This window comes from Streptomyces sp. TLI_55, from assembly GCF_900206255.1.
GTDB classification, from domain to species: Bacteria; Actinomycetota; Actinomycetes; order Streptomycetales; family Streptomycetaceae; genus Streptomyces; species Streptomyces aquilus.
In genome coordinates this window covers 3,233,224-3,247,702 of the sequence record NZ_OAOJ01000001.1, presented here as the reverse complement: position 1 = coordinate 3,247,702, position 14,479 = coordinate 3,233,224, and the positions used below count along the sequence as shown (strand labels likewise).

The following is a 14,479-nucleotide window of genomic DNA, read 5'->3' as shown; positions in this document are numbered from 1 at the left end:
ACGATCCGGGCCTTCGTGTTGTCCCGTGGGTGTGCCGTCCCGGGGGTCCTCCGTGCCCCCGGGACGACGGTCATGGCCGCCTCACGTGTACCGGAGTTCGGCGGGGCGCACTGAGCGGCGCAGCAGCGGCAGCGAGGTGGCGGCGGCCAGCAGGCTCGCCGCGTACACGGCCACCGGGACCAGCAGCGCCAGGTACGGCACCTCCGGCGCCCCGTGCTCCGAGACGGCCGAGGTGTACCAGGCCCCGATCGTCATCCCGCCGAGCCCGGCCACCACGGTCGCGGGGGCCAGCGGGATCGCGGTCTCCAGCAGGGTGGCCTTCGCCAGCACCGCGTACGGCACTCCGCTCGCCGTCTGCGCGGCCAGGCCCCGGCGCCGGGTGGCGACGGACTCGGCGGTGCCGACGGCGAGCGCGGTGAGCACCAGGGCGAGGCCGACGAGGACGGCGAGGCCCGTGAGGTTCAGGCCGTTCTCGTAGTAGCCGACCGGCTCCGAGTAGTGCGCCCCCCGCTCGTGCAGGAGCGACAGCATCACCTGCCGAATACCCATGAACCCCGAGCCGACGACCGTCACCAGCAGCACCGCGGCATGGGTACGGGCCGCCGCCCACGGGTCGTCGCGCAGCCGTTCCGCCGCGAGCAGCACCGCCGGGCTCTTGGCGCGGGCGGCCAGGCCCTCGCCGAGTTGCCGGGCCGAGGCGCCGGTCAGCCACACCGCCACCGCGCCGACCAGCAGACACATCGCGAAGATCGTGAGCGGGCCCAGCGTGAACCGGAGCGGGTTGCCGAACACCGGAGCGGCCGCCACGTACACCGCGAGGAGCACGAGCAGCGCGGTCGCCGCCCGGAACAGCCGTCCGGGACCCCGGGCCGGCCGCGCCCGCCGTACCCAGCCCAGGGGCGAGGCGATCAGCCGGCGCAGCGCCAGCGCGCTCACCGCCGCGCCCAGCACCGGCACCCCGACCGCCACCACCGCGATGCCCGCCCAGGCCGCCGGGTCGGGGTGCCGCCAGATCCGGAGCAGGGCCGGCACGCCGAACACCGTGGTCACCGCCGCCGCGACCAGACAGGCCAGCCCCGACTCCAGCGCGGCGATCCGCCGCGTCTGTGCGGGGGTGGCCCCCGCGAGCCGCAGCGCGGCCAGCCGCCGGTCGCGGTGCACGGCGCCGATGCGGGCGCACTGGCCGACGAACCCGAGCACCGGTAGGAACAGCAGCAGGAGCGCGGCGATCACACCGGCCCGGGTACCGGGCTGGTCGAGCAGCCCGCCGCCGACCGGCACGGTGAGCTGCCCCTCCAGCGTCACGAGCGCGGCGATCACCAGCCCAAGGCCGGTCGCCAGTGCCGCCCCGACGGCGATGAGCAGGACCCGCCACCCCTCCCGGCGGTCCGAGCCCCGGGTGAGCAGCCAGGCGAGGCGCAGATCGGCGCTCAGCCGCGTCCAGGTCGTCACGCCGCCACCTCCTGCGGGACGGCGCAGATCGGCGCTCCGTTTCGTCGAGGTCGTCACGCGGCCACCTCCTGTGGGACCACGGTCCCGTCGCTGAGCGCGACCTCGCGGTCCGCGTAGGCCGCGACCTGGGCGTCATGGGTGATCAGCAGGACCGCGGTGCCCTGTTCGGCGGCCGCGTGGGTCAGGGCCGTCAGGACCTGTTCGCTCGCCAGGGAGTCCAGCGCGCCCGTGGGCTCGTCCGCGAAGACCACCTTCGGGTCGGTGACCAGGGCCCGGGCCAGCGCGGTCCGCTGGGCCTGGCCGCCGCTCATCTCGCCGGGCCGCAGCGCTCCCTGCCCCAGCACGCCGAACCGCTCCAGCCACTCCTGGGCCCGGACCTGGGCGTCCTTGCGGGCCGCGCCCGCCAGCATCAGCGGCAGGGCCACGTTGTCGAGCGCCGTCAGCTCCGGGATCAGCTGCCCGAACTGGAACACCACCCCGAAGTCCGTGCGCCGCAGCTCGCTCAGCCGCTTCTCCGGCAGGGTGTGGAGCTGCTCCCCGGCGTAGCTCACCGTGCCCTCGTCCGGGCGGACGATGCCCGCGAGGCAGTGCAGCAGCGTCGACTTCCCGCTGCCGCTGGCGCCGGTCACGGCCAGGATCTCGCCGGCCCGCAGTTCCAGGGAGGCGCCGCGCAGGGCCTCGGTCGGGCCGTGTGCCTTCACGAGGTCACGCGCCGCCAGGAGCGGCACTGTGGTGCTCATGCTGTGTCGACCTCCGCGGTCAGAGTGGTCAGCCGGGCCGCCGTCGTGGTCATCCAACGGAGGTCGGCGTCAAGGTGGTTGAGGGCGTAGTCCGCCGAGAGGACGGTCGCGAGATCGGCGCCCTTGGCGGTCTTGACCTGCGTGAGCTCCCGCATCCGGGCCATGTGGGCGGCGCGTTGGGCACGCAGATAGGCCTCCGGGTCGCCGCCGGAGAGGATCGAGACGACGACCTTGGCGAAGATCTCGTTGGTGACGAAGGGCGCCGGCGGGGCGATCTCCGCGGCCCACTGGGCGAGTTCACGGTCCCCGTCGGCCGTCGCACGGTACGTCGTACGCTCCGGGCCGCCGTCGGACTCGGTGGCGTCGACCTCGGCGAGACCGTCGCGGACCAGGCGCTGCAGGGTCGTGTAGACCTGCCCGTAGGCCAGCGGGCGGGCCTGCGGGAAACGTTCGTCGTGGCGCCGCTTCAGGTCGTAGCCATGGCTCGGCCCCGAGGCGAGCAGTCCCAGCAGGATGTGGCGGGTGCTCATGGCGACCATTATGCACTCGATACATGTACTGAGTGAATAGTGAGGGACGTGCACTGAGTGAAATAGGGGGTCGGCGATCTTGCGGGGCCCTTCGGAACGGACAGAATGTGACGAGAGCCGCGTTGTTCGCTTCCGCACGTCTGTCGTCGCTTCCGCTGGGTAGGGCTGCGGTATCCGCACGTCGTACAGGACACTCCCCACAAGGAGGCCCCCGTGGCCGCACCGGCACACCCCCTCTCCAAACCCGAGGCGTTCCTCGGCGCGCACGACTGTGTCTTCAGCGCCGAGGGCGCCCGCGCCGAGACCCCGCTCACCAGCGAACCGCCCCTGCCCGACGCCGAGCCCCTCACCAGCGAGCCGCCGCTGGCCGACGCCGCCCCGTTGACCAGCGAGTCCGATGCCGATGCGGAGCTGTAGATGACCGCTGCCGAGCCCCCGGCCGATTTCGAGCCCCCGTCCGAGGACCTCTCCCGGCTTGCCGGGCTGCACGGCGTCGCCACCTCCTACCGCCCCGCCCCGGACCGCACCGTCGACGCCTCGGCCGCCGCCGTCACCCGCACCCTCACCGCCCTCGGCGTCGACACCTCCGACCCCGCGGCGGCCCTGGCCGCCCGCGAGCGCGAGCTGCGCGCCCGGCTGCTGCCGCCGACGGTCGTGTCCTGGAGCGACACCCCGTCCGCCGCCCTCGACGCCCTCCCCGCCGGCACCCGGCTGCACATCACCACCGAGCAGGGCGAGACCCGCTCCGCGGTCGACCAACTCCCGCCCGGAGTGCACTCGTTGACCGCCACCGCACCGGACGGCCGGGTCGCCGAGGCCCATCTGGTCGTCGCCCCCGCCCGGCTCCCCACCCCCACCGGACGCTCGTACGGACTGCTCGTCCAGCTCTACTCCCTGCTCTCCCGCCGCTCCTGGGGCATGGGTGACCTCGGCGACCTCGGCGAACTCACCGCCTGGGCCGGACGCGCGCTCGGCGCCGGATTCGTGCAGGTCAACCCGTTGCACGCGGCCGTGCCCGGCGACCCCACCGACCCCTCGCCGTACCGTCCCTCCTCCCGCCGCTTCCCCGACCCGGTGCACCTGCGCGTCGAGGACATCGACGAATACCCGTACGTCACCGACCGCGACCGCGTCCGCGCGCTCTCCGAGCGAGCCGCGCTCTTGCGTGAATCGGTCCTGGAGAAAGGGGCGTTGATCGACCGGGACGCCGTGTGGGAGCTCAAGCGCGAGGCGCTCGAACTCGTCCATGAAGTCCCCCTCGGGCCCGGCCGGCGCGCCGCCTACGCCGACTTCCTCGCCCAGGAGGGCGAGGCGCTGGAGGACCACGCCACCTGGTGCGCGCTCGCGGAGGTGCACGGCTCGGACTGGAGCCGCTGGCCGGCCCCGCTGCGTGACCCCCGGTCCGCCGAAACCGCCCGCGCCCGCGCCGAGTTGATGGACCGCGTCGACTTCTGGTCCTGGCTCGCCTGGCTCACCGACGCCCAACTCGCCGCCGCCCAGCGCGCGGCCCGCGACGCCGGGATGGGCGTCGGCGTCGTCCACGACCTCGCGGTCGGCGTGCACCCGCAGGGCGCCGACACCTGGGCGCAGCAGGAGTACTTCGCCGCCGGGATGTCGGTCGGCGCCCCGCCGGACGCCTTCAACGCGCGCGGCCAGGACTGGGGGCTGCCGCCCTGGCGCCCCGACCGCCTCGCCGAGTCCGGCTACGCGCCGTACCGCCGCCTGCTGCGCGCCCTGTTCCGCTATGCCGGCGCGCTGCGCATCGACCATGTGATGGGGCTGTTCCGGCTGTGGTGGGTCCCGCAGGGCCTGCCGCCGACCGAGGGCACCTACGTCCGCTACGACGCCGAGGCCATGCTCGCGATCCTGGTGCTGGAGGCCTCGCGCGCCGGGGCGATGGTCATCGGCGAGGACCTGGGGACCGTGGAGCCCGGGGTGCGCGAGACGCTGCGTGAGCGGGGGGTGCTCGGGACGTCGGTGCTGTGGTTCGAGCGGGACTGGGAGGGGGACGGCCGGCCCCTGCCGCCGGAACGCTGGCGCGCCGACTGTCTCGCCACCGCCACCACCCACGACCTGCCGTCCACCGCCGCGCGGCTCACCGGTGAACACGTCGAACTCCGGCACCGGCTGGGGCTGTTGACGCGCGGGCTGGCGGAGGAACGGGCCGAGGCCGCCGCCGACACCGGGGAGTGGCTGGAGGTGCTGGCGCGGCTGGGGCTGCTGCACGGTGCGGGGGGTGGGCGCGGGACGTCGACGGAGGAGGCGGAGGTGCAGGCCGTGCACCGGTTCCTGCTGCGTACGCCGGCGCGACTGGTGGGGGTCTGGTTGCCGGACGCGGTGGGGGACCGGCGGCCGCAGAACCTGCCGGGGACGTGGGATCAGTATCCGAACTGGCGGTTGCCCATCGCGGACGCCGAGGGGAGGGCGGTGACGTTGGAGGAGTTGGCGGGGGAGCCTCGGGTGTACGCGTTGGTGGAGGTGTTGCGGGAGAGGGGAGCGGAAGGGGCTGCGGGGGAGGGGTGAGCGGGTGTTGCTGGGTGCGGCTGGGTGGGGGTTGAGGTCGGGGCGTCGCGCTTGCCGACAGCCCATACGCACCCCCGGGCGCGCGGGCTCAACCCGCGTTCGATACTTTGGCACCGTGGACAAGAAGAACGCCCTGCGCGCCGGTGCTCTGGCTGCCGGTACGACGCTGATGATGCTGCTCATGACGTCTCCCGCGCTCGCGCTCACCCGGGACGACGGTGACGACCCCGGGTCCGGCCTGAGCGTCATCGAGACGCTGGGACTCTTCGTCGCGGCCCCGCTCGTGATCTTCGGGGTCATCGCGGGCCTGGTGCTGGTCCTGGACAAGTCGCACGCGGACCACCGGGTGAGCGTGCCCAAGAGCAAGGCGAAGGCCAAGGCCAACGCCTGACCGGGGTTCACCCAGGTCAACACAGGTTTCACGAGGGCGCCGGCCCCGTCCCGCGTACGCGCGTCCGCCGTACGGGGTGAGGTCGGCGCCCTCGGTGTGTTCGCGGGGCGGTGCTGCTACGGGTTCGGCGCCGTGAGATACCGCTGCACCGTCGGGCCCAGCCACGCCACGATCTCCTCGGGGTGCAGCGCCACCGCCGGCGGAATCCGCAGCACGTACCGGGTCAGCGCCAGCCCGAGCAGCTGCGACGCCGTGAGCGCGGCCCGCACCGGGATCTGCTCGGGGTCGGGGCACACCTGCCGGGCCACCGGCAGCAACTGGTCCCGGAAGATGCCCTGCATGCGCTCGGCCCCGGCCTGATTCGTCGCGCCGACCCGGAGCAGGGCGGTGAGGACCTCGTCGTCCTCCCACATGTCGAGGAAGTGCCGCACCAGGACCGCGCCGACGTCCCGCGGGGAGAGTCCGCCGACGTCCGGCAGCTTCAGGTCGACGGCGACGGCCGCCGCGAACAGGCCCTCCTTGTTGCCGTAGTAGCGCATCACCATCGACGGGTCGATGCTCGCGTCCTTGGCGATCGCGCGGATGGTGGCCTTCTCGTACCCGTCGGTGGCGAACCGCTCCCGGGCCGCGACGAGGATCGCGTCACGGGTCGCCTCGGAGCGACGGGGGCGAGGGCGGGGGTTGGGGGGTGCGGGCGTGGCGGTCATGCCTACGAGCGTAGGCCAACATCTGTTTGCCAACAACTGTTGACTTCCCGGCGTGCCCAGCCCTACTCTCGTCAGCGAGCGTTGGCAAACAACCGTTGGCAAACGCACGTTGGCAAACGCACGTTGGCAACAGGAGGCCACCATGAACGGCACCGGCACCGACAGCACCACACACCCCGTGATCGTCGTCGGCTCCGGCCCCACCGGCCTGCTCCTCGCCGGTGACCTCGCCGGCGCCGGCGTCCCGGTCACCCTCGTCGAGAAGCGCCCGCACCAGATCAGCAACCTCTCCCGGGCCTTCGGCGTCCACGCCCGCACCCTGGAGCAGCTCGACGCCCGCGGCCTCGCCGACGACCTGCTGGCCACCGGCGACACCATCACCGGCCTGCGGCTCTTCCGGCGGCTCTCGCTCGACCTCGGGACGCTGGAGTCCCGCTTCCCGTTCCTGCTCATCACCCCGCAGTACGAGGTCGAGCGGCTGCTGGAGCGGCGGGCGCGGGAGGCTGGGGTGGAGTTCCGGTACGAGAGCGAGGTCGTCGGGCTGCGGCAGGACGACGCCGGGGTCGACCTCGACGTGCGCGGCCCGGACGGGGCGACCGCCACGCTCCGCGCGGACTATGTCGTCGGCACCGACGGCCACCGCAGCGCCGTGCGCCGCGCGATCGGCGTGGACTTCCCCGGCGTCGCCGTCATCAAGTCCCTGTTCCTCGCCGACGTCCGGCTCGCCGAGCAGCCCGAGGGCGTGCTCACCGTCAACGGGGCGGACGACGCCTTCGCGATGATCGCCTCCTTCGGCGACGGCTGGTACCGGGTGATGGGCTGGAACCGCCGGCACGAGGTGCCCGACGACGCCCCGCTCGACCTGGACGAGATCAAGGAGGTCACGCGCCGCGCCCTGGGCACCGACTACGGCATGCACGACGCCCGCTGGCTCTCCCGCTTCCACAGCGACGAGCGCCAGGCGCCTCGGTACCGGGTCGGCCGGGTCTTCCTCGCCGGGGACGCCGCGCACGTGCACTCCCCGGCCGGCGGCCAGGGCATGAACACCGGCCTCCAGGACGCGGCCAACCTCGGCTGGAAGCTGGCCGCGGCCGTCCAGGGCCGGGCCCCCGAGGGGCTCCTCGACACCTACGAGGCCGAGCGGCACCCGGTGGGCAAGGCGGTGCTGCGCAGCAGCGGCGGGCTGGTCCGGCTGGCCCGCGCGCAGAACCCGGCGCTGCGTGCCGTGCGGGGCCTGGCGTCGGCCTTCGTCAACGTGGCCCGGCCGGTGCAGCGCAAGGCGCTGGGCCAGGTCTCCGGCATCGGCTACCGCTACCCCGCCCCCCGCGGCGCCCACCGCCTCACCGGCACCCGCGTCCCCGACGTCGCCCTGACGGGCGGCCGCCTCTACGAGGCCCTGCGCGGCGGCCGGTTCGTACTGATCGCCCCGGCGGCCGACTCGGAGGCGTACGACGACCAGGGCGCCCGCAAGGACCGGCTGACGGTGGCCCACTGGACGAGCGACCGCCGTACGACCGTGCTGGTACGGCCCGACGGATACGTGGCCTGGGCGGCGGACGGGGCGGACGCGGCGGACCCCGCCCGGGTCGAGGCGGCGCTCGCCGCCCACCTCGGGAGCTGACTGCTCACCTCGGCAGCTGACCGGTCCTAGCTGCCCGTCCCCTCCGTGCCCGCGAGCAACTCGCGCAGCAGGTCGGCCAATTGGTCGGCCTGTTCGGCGTTCAGGGTGGACAGGGCCGTCGTCTCGGCGGCCAGGCCGGCGCCGACCGCCTCGTCGACCGTGGTCAACCCCTTCTCCGTCAGGGTCACTTGGAGGCCGCGGCGGTCGTGGGGGTCGGGGGAGCGGCGGATCAGGCCCGCGCGTTCCAGCTTGTCGAGGCGGCCGGTCATGCCGCCGGTGGTGAGCATCAGCGTGCCGGAGAGCTGGCGCGGGGAGAGGGTGTAGGGCTCGCCGGACCGGCGCAGGGTGGCCAGGACATCGAACTCGCCGCGGGCGAGCCCGTGGGGGGCGTACGCCCGTTCCATGCGGTCGCCCATGGCGCGGGAGAGGCGGAAGATCCGTCCGAAGACCTCCATCGCCTTGGTGTCGAGGTCGGGCCGTACGGCCGCCCACTGGTCGACGATCGCGTCGACGGGGTCCTTGCGCGGTGCACTCATGCGGAGAGTATCCGCCCGGTTCCGGTTGCCCGCAAGAAAGTGGGTTGACAGTAAGTAGCTTAGTGCTAAGCTAATTACCACCAAGCGACCTTCAGAAGGGTGTCGTCGTGAACCGCGCCGCGACCGTCCTGCTCACCGCCCTCGCCCCCATCTCCTGGGGCACCACCTACGCCGTCACCACGGAGTTCCTCCCGGCCGACCGCCCCCTGTTCACCGGCCTCATGCGGGCCCTGCCCGCCGGCCTGGTCCTGCTCGCCCTCGCCCGCGTGCTGCCGCGCGGCATCTGGTGGGGGAAGGCCGCGGTGCTCGGCGCGCTGAACATCGGCGCCTTCTTCCCGCTGCTGTTCCTGTCGGCGTACCGGCTGCCCGGCGGGATGGCGGCGGTCGTCGGGTCGGTCGGGCCGCTGTTCGTGGTGGGGCTCTCGGCGGTGCTGCTGGGGCAGCGGCCCACGACCCGGAGCGTGCTCACCGGGGTCGTGGCGGCGTTCGGCGTCAGTCTCGTCGTGCTGAAGGCGGCCGGGGCCCTCGATGCCGTCGGCGTGCTGGCGGCGCTGGCGTCCGCCGCCTCCATGTCCACCGGCACCGTGCTGACCAAGCGCTGGGGCCGACCCGAGGGGGTGGGCCCGCTGGCGCTCACCGCCTGGCAGCTGACCGCGGGCGGGCTGCTCATCGCGCCGCTCGCCTTCCTGGTCGAGGGTGCCCCGCCGGCGCTCGACGGGCGGGCGATCGGCGGCTACCTCTACCTCGCGCTCGCCAACACGGCCGTCGCCTACTGGCTGTGGTTCCGCGGCATCGGCCGCCTCACCGCCACTCAGGTCACCTTCCTCGGCCCGCTCTCCCCGCTGACCGCGGCGGTCGTCGGCTGGGCGGCGCTCGGACAGGCGCTGACGCCGGTCCAGCTGGCGGGCATGGCGCTGGCGTTCGGGGCGACGGTGTTCGGCCAGCTCCGGCAGCGGAGCCCGGGGGCGACCGCTGGTACCCCGATCCGAACGTTCAGTTTCTCTGAAAAGAACGCTCGAAAAGATTCGATGGACGTGACAGGTCCGGCGCTGCGACGGTAGATCCACCGAGATCACCCAGCAGGTGCAGTGGAAGGACCCAGGTGACCGACGTCCTCGAAAGGACCCCCACCCGTACGACCCCGAGGGCCGCGCAGACCGCCGCCCTCGGGGTCGTTTGCGCCGCCCTCGCGACCGTCGTCTGGTCGGGCAGCTTCGTCACCTCCCGTGCGCTGCACGACAGCGTGCCGCCCGTTCAGCAGGCCTTCTGGCGCTGGATCGTCGCGCTCGTGGCGGTCGCCCCGTTCGGGGCGCGGCAGGCCTGGCGGCAGCGGGCGGCGATCCGCCGGCACCTCGGTTACGTCGTCCTCGCCTCGCTCCTCGGCGTCACCGTCTACAACACCCTCGTGAACCAGGCCGGGTTGACCACCCCCGCCGCCACGATGGGCATGATCATGGCCGCGTCGCCGGTGCTGATGGCGGTGTTCGAGCGGGCGTCCGGCGTATGGCCGGGGCGGCGCCGGGTCGCCGGGCTGCTCGTGGCCTGCGTGGGAGTGCTGCTGCTGATGGGGGGCGGTGCCGGGTTCGCGGCCGGGGACCTGTGGATGATCGGCGCGGCCTGCTGCTTCGCCGCGTACAGCGCGCTGTTGCGGCGCCGGCCCGCCGAACTCGGGGGTACGGCCTTCCTGTTCACCACGTTCCTCGTCGGCGCCGGGCTGCTGCTGCCCGCGCAGGGCGTGAGCCTGGCGGTCCAGGGCGGGTTCACGCCGACGACCGCGACGGTGCTGCCGCTGCTGTACGTCGGAGTCGCCTCCTCCGCCGTCGCCTTCTTCGCCTGGAACAAGGCGATCGCCCTGGTCGGCGCGGCCCGTGCCGGGGTCGTCTACTACCTCCAGCCGGTGTGTGTGGCCCTGCTGTCCTGGGCGGTGCTCGGGGAGACGGTCGGGCCGGTGCAGGTGCTGTGCATGGCGCTGATACTCGGCGGGGTGATGTTGGGCGCCGCCTCCTAGCTTGCGTAGGTTGCCCTCATGGTCGAGTGGGACATCCGGAAACTGCGCATCCTGCGGACGCTGCGGGAGCAGGGCACCGTGACCGCGACGGCCGAGGTGCTGCGGATGACTCCGTCGGCGGTGTCGCAGCAGCTGACCAATCTGGCGAAGCAGGTGGGGGTGCCGCTCCTGGAGGCGCAGGGGCGGCGGGTGCGGCTCACGGACGCGGCGCTGCTCGTGCTGCGGCATGCCGAGGCGGTGTTCGAGCAACTGGAGCGGGCGGACGCGGAGTTGGCGGCGCATCTGCGGGGTGAGGTGGGGGAGGTGCGGGTCGGCGCCTTCTCGACCGCGGTGCCCGCGCTGGTCGTACCCGCGGTGCGGGCGCTGCGGGAATCCGCTCCCGGGGTGAGGGTGAGGGTGCGGGTGCGGGAGGCGGAGGCGGGGGAGGCGTACGAGCTGCTGGCCGCGGGGGAGGTCGACCTCGCGCTGTCGCTGGCCGTGCAGGCGCCGGTGGTGGGGGACGGGCGGTTCACGCGGGTGCAGCTGCTGGCGGACCCGCTGGATGTGGCGTTGCCGCGGGGGCATGCGCTGGCGGGCGTGGCGGGGCTGCGGCTGGCCGACCTGGCCGGGGAACCGTGGATCTTCGGGGGGAGCGGGCCGTGGTCGGACATCACGCGCGGGGCGTGCGAGGCGGCCGGGTTCACGCCTCGGCAGGGACACTCGGCGGCGGGGTGGACGGCGATCCTGGCGATGGTGGAGGCGGGGATGGGGGTGGCGTTGGTGCCGCGGATGGCTGCGGTGGGGAGGGGCGGGGTGGTGATGCGGGAGCTGGGGGCGGACCGGCCGGTGCGGCATGTGGTGGCGGCGGTACGGAGGGGTAGTGAGGCGGGGGTTGTGGTGGGGCGGGTGCTCGGGGCGTTGGAGGGGGTTGCTGCGGGGTGGGCTGAGGGTGCGGCGGGGTGAGGGCTGAGGTCACGGGGTGTCACTCACCCGCGTTGGCGGGGTGCCGCTGCGCCCACCCGTGCCGCCCCAGCGGCACGACTGCCCGCAGCTACGCGGCTTTGTGGCTGCCCGCAGCTTCGCCGCTTCGCGGCCACGGCGCTGCGCGGGGATGCAGGCGCGGGCGTATGTCATCGGCGCCCGCTGCAGGTGCCCAAGGGGCGCGGGGAACTGCGCGACCAGCCCCCACCGGCCCGCGCCCGCGCACACTCCTGGCATCCCATGACAAGGGGCGCCCGGCATCGCACCGGGCGCCCCATCGACGTACCGCCTACTACTCCGTAGCGGCCGCGTCCGCCGCCTGGGCCTTCAACGCGCGTTCCACGCCCGAGCGGGATTCCGAGACCAGGCGGCGCAGGGCCGCGTTGGGCTCGGCCGAGGTCAGCCACGTGTCCGTCTTGGCCAGGGTTTCCTCGGAGACCTGGACGGACGGGTAGAGGCCGACCGCGATCTGCTGGGCGATCTCGTGGGAGCGGGTGTCCCAGATGCCCTTGACCACCTCGAAGTACTTGTCGGTGTACGGGGCGAGCAGCTCACGCTGGCCGGTCTGGACGAAGCCGCCGATCACCGCTTCCTGGACCGCGTTCGGGAGCTTGTCGGACTCCACGACCTGCGCCCAGGCCTCCGCCTTCGCCTCCGCCGTCGGACGGGCCGCGCGGGCGGTCGCCGCGTGGCGCTCACCGGCCGCCGTCTTGTCCCGCTCGTACTCGCCGGCGATCTCGGCCTCGTCGAAGCGGCCCACCGCCGCGAGGCGCTCCACGAACGCCCAGCGCAGCTCCGTGTCCACGGCCAGGCCCTCGATCGTCTGCGAACCGTCCAGCAGGGCCTCCAGGAGGTCCAGCTGCTCCGGCGTACGGGCCGTCGCCGCGAACGCGCGCGCCCACGCCAGCTGGTGGTCGCTGCCCGCGGTCGCCGACCGCAGGTGCGCCAGCGTGGCGTCGGTCCAGCGGGTCAGCAGCGCCTCGCGGGCCGCCGGGTCGGCGTACAGCTCGATCGCCAGCTTCACCTGCCGGTGCAGGGACTGCACGACACCGATGTCCGACTCCTTGCCGATGCCGGACAGGACCAGGGAGAGGTAGTCGCGGGTCGCGAGTTCCGCGTCGCGCGTCATGTCCCAGGCCGACGCCCAGCACAGGGCACGGGGGAGGGAGGACTCGAAGTCGCCCAGGTGCTCCGTGACGAACGCCAGGCTCTGCTCGTCGAGGCGGACCTTGGCGTACGACAGGTCGTCGTCGTTGAGCAGCACGACCGCCGGGCGGCGCTTGCCGACCAGCTGCGGCACGGCCGTCAGCTCACCGTCGACGTCCAGCTCGACGCGCTCGTCGCGGACCAGCTTGCCGCTGTCCTCGTCGAGCTCGTACAGGCCGACCGCGATGCGGTGCGGGCGCAGCGTCGGCTCGCCCTGCGCGCCCGCCGGGAGGGCCGGGGCCTCCTGGCGGATGGCGAAGGACGTGATGACGCCGTGCTCGTCCGTCTCGATCTCCGGGCGCAGGATGTTGATTCCCGCCGTCTGGAGCCACTTCTGCGACCAGGTGCCCAGGTCACGGCCGGAGGTCTCCTCCAGCGCGCCCAGCAGGTCCGACAGCCGCGTGTTGCCGAACGCGTGCCGCTTGAAGTACGCCTGCACGCCCGCGAAGAACTCGTCCATGCCGACGTACGCCACGAGCTGCTTGAGGACGCTCGCGCCCTTGGCGTACGTGATGCCGTCGAAGTTGACCAGGACGTCGTCCAGGTCGCGGATCTCCGCCATGATCGGGTGCGTGGAGGGCAGCTGGTCCTGGCGGTACGCCCACGTCTTCATCGAGTTGGCGAACGTCGTCCACGAGTGCGGCCAGCGGCTGTCCGGCGCGTACGCCTGACAGGCGATCGACGTGTACGTGGCGAACGACTCGTTCAGCCACAGGTCGTTCCACCACTCCATGGTGACCAGGTCGCCGAACCACATGTGGGCCAGCTCATGGAGGATCGTCTCGGCACGGACCTCGTACGCGGCGTCCGTGACCTTCGAACGGAACACGTACTGGTCGCGGATGGTGACCGCGCCCGCGTTCTCCATCGCGCCCGCGTTGAACTCCGGCACGAACAGCTGGTCGTACTTCTTGAAGGGGTACGCGTAGTCGAACTTCTCCTGGAACCAGTCGAAGCCCTGTCGCGTCACCTCGAAGATCGCGTCCGAGTCGAGGAACTCGGCGAGCGAGGGACGGCAGTAGATGCCGAGCGGGACGGACTGGCCGTCCTTCTCGTAGACGCTGTGCACGGAGTGGTACGGGCCGACGATCAGCGCCGTGATGTACGACGAGATCCGCGGGGTGGGCTCGAACTCCCAGACGTCGTCCTTGGGCTCCGGCGTCGGGGAGTTGGAGATGACCGTCCAGCCGGTCGGCGCCTTCACGGTGAACTGGAAGGTGGCCTTCAGGTCCGGCTGCTCGAAGGAGGCGAAGACGCGGCGGGCGTCCGGCACCTCGAACTGGGTGTACAGGTACGCCTGCTGGTCGACCGGGTCGACGAAACGGTGCAGGCCCTCGCCCGTGTTGGTGTAGGCGCAGTCCGCCGCCACGCGCAGGACGTTGCGGCCCTGGAGCAGGCCGGGGAGCGCGATGCGGGAGTCCTTGAAGACCTCCGCCGGGTCGAGCGCGTCGCCGTTCAGGGTGACCTCGTGGACCTCGGGGGCCACCAGGTCGATGAAGGACTCCGCGCCGCTCTCGGCCACGTCGAAGCGCACCGTGGTCACGGACCTGTAGGTACCGCCCTCTTGCGCGCCGGAGAGGTCGAGATCGATCTCGTAGGACTCGACGGTGAGCAGCTGGGCTCGCTGCTGAGCCTCTTCGCGAGTCAGGTTTGTGCCAGGCACGCGGTCATCTCCTCGTTATGGGTAGGTTCGGCGGTTCCGCCATCCTTCCATGGGAGCCGGACGAAACGCGATGTCCGGAACCCGCCGGTGACCGGGGAAGACAGGCGGGAGGGTGGAGTCCATGGCACCCATGACACCCACG

The 14,479-nt window shown here is 73.0% G+C and carries 13 protein-coding genes; 7 read left to right on the top strand and 6 right to left on the bottom strand.

Annotated features, from left to right (window positions below):
• Positions 1-81 precede the first annotated feature (81 nt).
• From CRP56_RS15025 to CRP56_RS15015, 3 genes are read right to left on the bottom strand one after another with little or no spacing between them, the layout of a single operon-like run.
• A complete protein-coding gene (locus CRP56_RS15025) occupies positions 82-1,452 on the bottom strand; it encodes an FtsX-like permease family protein (protein ID WP_097264201.1) in 1,371 nt (456 codons plus the stop codon).
• Positions 1,453-1,505: 53 nt separating this feature from the next.
• Positions 1,506-2,192: an ABC transporter ATP-binding protein gene (locus tag CRP56_RS15020; RefSeq protein WP_097264199.1), complete on the bottom strand. Its 687-nt coding sequence runs from the start codon at positions 2,190-2,192 to the stop codon at positions 1,506-1,508.
• Positions 2,189-2,722 carry a PadR family transcriptional regulator gene (locus tag CRP56_RS15015; protein ID WP_097274065.1) on the bottom strand — a complete coding sequence of 178 codons (534 nt, stop codon included), beginning with the start codon at positions 2,720-2,722 and terminating at the stop codon, positions 2,189-2,191. Before CRP56_RS15015 ends, CRP56_RS15020 begins: the two co-directional genes overlap by 4 nt.
• Before the next feature lie 213 nt (positions 2,723-2,935).
• Here CRP56_RS15015 and CRP56_RS15010 point away from each other — a divergent pair, with 213 nt between their 5' ends.
• The 3 genes from CRP56_RS15010 (at position 2,936) to CRP56_RS15000 (ending at position 5,636) form a co-directional block, all read left to right on the top strand.
• Positions 2,936-3,139, top strand: a complete 204-nt coding sequence (locus tag CRP56_RS15010; protein WP_097264197.1) for a hypothetical protein — start codon at positions 2,936-2,938, stop codon at positions 3,137-3,139.
• Positions 3,140-5,245, top strand: a complete 2,106-nt coding sequence (malQ, locus tag CRP56_RS15005) for a 4-alpha-glucanotransferase (protein ID WP_097264194.1) — start codon at positions 3,140-3,142, stop codon at positions 5,243-5,245. It abuts the gene before it with no gap.
• A gap of 115 nt (positions 5,246-5,360) precedes the next feature.
• Positions 5,361-5,636 carry a hypothetical protein gene (locus CRP56_RS15000; protein ID WP_097264192.1) on the top strand — a complete coding sequence of 92 codons (276 nt, stop codon included), beginning with the start codon at positions 5,361-5,363 and terminating at the stop codon, positions 5,634-5,636.
• A 116-nt stretch (positions 5,637-5,752) separates the two neighbouring features.
• Here CRP56_RS15000 and CRP56_RS14995 read toward each other — a convergent pair whose 3' ends face one another.
• Entirely contained in the window at positions 5,753-6,343 is a 591-nt protein-coding gene (locus CRP56_RS14995; RefSeq protein ID WP_097264190.1) for a TetR/AcrR family transcriptional regulator, read from the bottom strand.
• Positions 6,344-6,485: 142 nt separating this feature from the next.
• Between CRP56_RS14995 and CRP56_RS14990 the strand changes: the two genes are divergently transcribed.
• The gene (locus tag CRP56_RS14990) at positions 6,486-7,964 is read left to right on the top strand and encodes an FAD-dependent monooxygenase (RefSeq protein ID WP_097264188.1); all 1,479 of its coding nucleotides are present in this window, start codon (positions 6,486-6,488) and stop codon (positions 7,962-7,964) included.
• A 26-nt stretch (positions 7,965-7,990) separates the two neighbouring features.
• On the opposite strand, the gene CRP56_RS14985 is transcribed toward CRP56_RS14990, so the two are convergent.
• The gene (locus CRP56_RS14985; RefSeq protein ID WP_097264186.1) at positions 7,991-8,500 is read right to left on the bottom strand and encodes a MarR family winged helix-turn-helix transcriptional regulator; all 510 of its coding nucleotides are present in this window, start codon (positions 8,498-8,500) and stop codon (positions 7,991-7,993) included.
• A 107-nt stretch (positions 8,501-8,607) separates the two neighbouring features.
• On the opposite strand from CRP56_RS14985, the gene CRP56_RS14980 reads away from it, so the two are divergent.
• The 3 genes from CRP56_RS14980 to CRP56_RS14970 are packed head-to-tail and all read left to right on the top strand — an operon-like array spanning position 8,608 to position 11,450.
• Complete coding sequence (locus CRP56_RS14980; RefSeq protein ID WP_097264184.1) at positions 8,608-9,561, top strand: EamA family transporter; 954 nt, start codon at positions 8,608-8,610, stop codon at positions 9,559-9,561.
• 41 nt (positions 9,562-9,602) lie between these two features.
• Positions 9,603-10,508, top strand: a complete 906-nt coding sequence (locus CRP56_RS14975; RefSeq protein ID WP_097264182.1) for a DMT family transporter — start codon at positions 9,603-9,605, stop codon at positions 10,506-10,508.
• An 18-nt stretch (positions 10,509-10,526) separates the two neighbouring features.
• The gene (locus tag CRP56_RS14970) at positions 10,527-11,450 is read left to right on the top strand and encodes a LysR substrate-binding domain-containing protein (RefSeq protein ID WP_097264180.1); all 924 of its coding nucleotides are present in this window, start codon (positions 10,527-10,529) and stop codon (positions 11,448-11,450) included.
• Positions 11,451-11,760: 310 nt separating this feature from the next.
• Here CRP56_RS14970 and pepN read toward each other — a convergent pair whose 3' ends face one another.
• Positions 11,761-14,337: an aminopeptidase N gene (pepN, locus tag CRP56_RS14965; protein ID WP_097264178.1), complete on the bottom strand. Its 2,577-nt coding sequence runs from the start codon at positions 14,335-14,337 to the stop codon at positions 11,761-11,763.
• Positions 14,338-14,479: the final 142 nt, after the last annotated feature.

Coding starts and splice junctions, on each gene's coding strand:
- CRP56_RS14990 (WP_097264188.1), top strand. CDS start 6,486: ATGAACGGCACCGGCACCGACAGCACCACACACCCCGTGATCGTCGTC.
- malQ (WP_097264194.1), top strand. CDS start 3,140: ATGACCGCTGCCGAGCCCCCGGCCGATTTCGAGCCCCCGTCCGAGGAC.
- CRP56_RS14970 (WP_097264180.1), top strand. CDS start 10,527: ATGGTCGAGTGGGACATCCGGAAACTGCGCATCCTGCGGACGCTGCGG.
- CRP56_RS14995 (WP_097264190.1), bottom strand. CDS start 6,343: ATGACCGCCACGCCCGCACCCCCCAACCCCCGCCCTCGCCCCCGTCGC.
- CRP56_RS14985 (WP_097264186.1), bottom strand. CDS start 8,500: ATGAGTGCACCGCGCAAGGACCCCGTCGACGCGATCGTCGACCAGTGG.
- CRP56_RS15020 (WP_097264199.1), bottom strand. CDS start 2,192: ATGAGCACCACAGTGCCGCTCCTGGCGGCGCGTGACCTCGTGAAGGCA.
- CRP56_RS15015 (WP_097274065.1), bottom strand. CDS start 2,722: ATGAGCACCCGCCACATCCTGCTGGGACTGCTCGCCTCGGGGCCGAGC.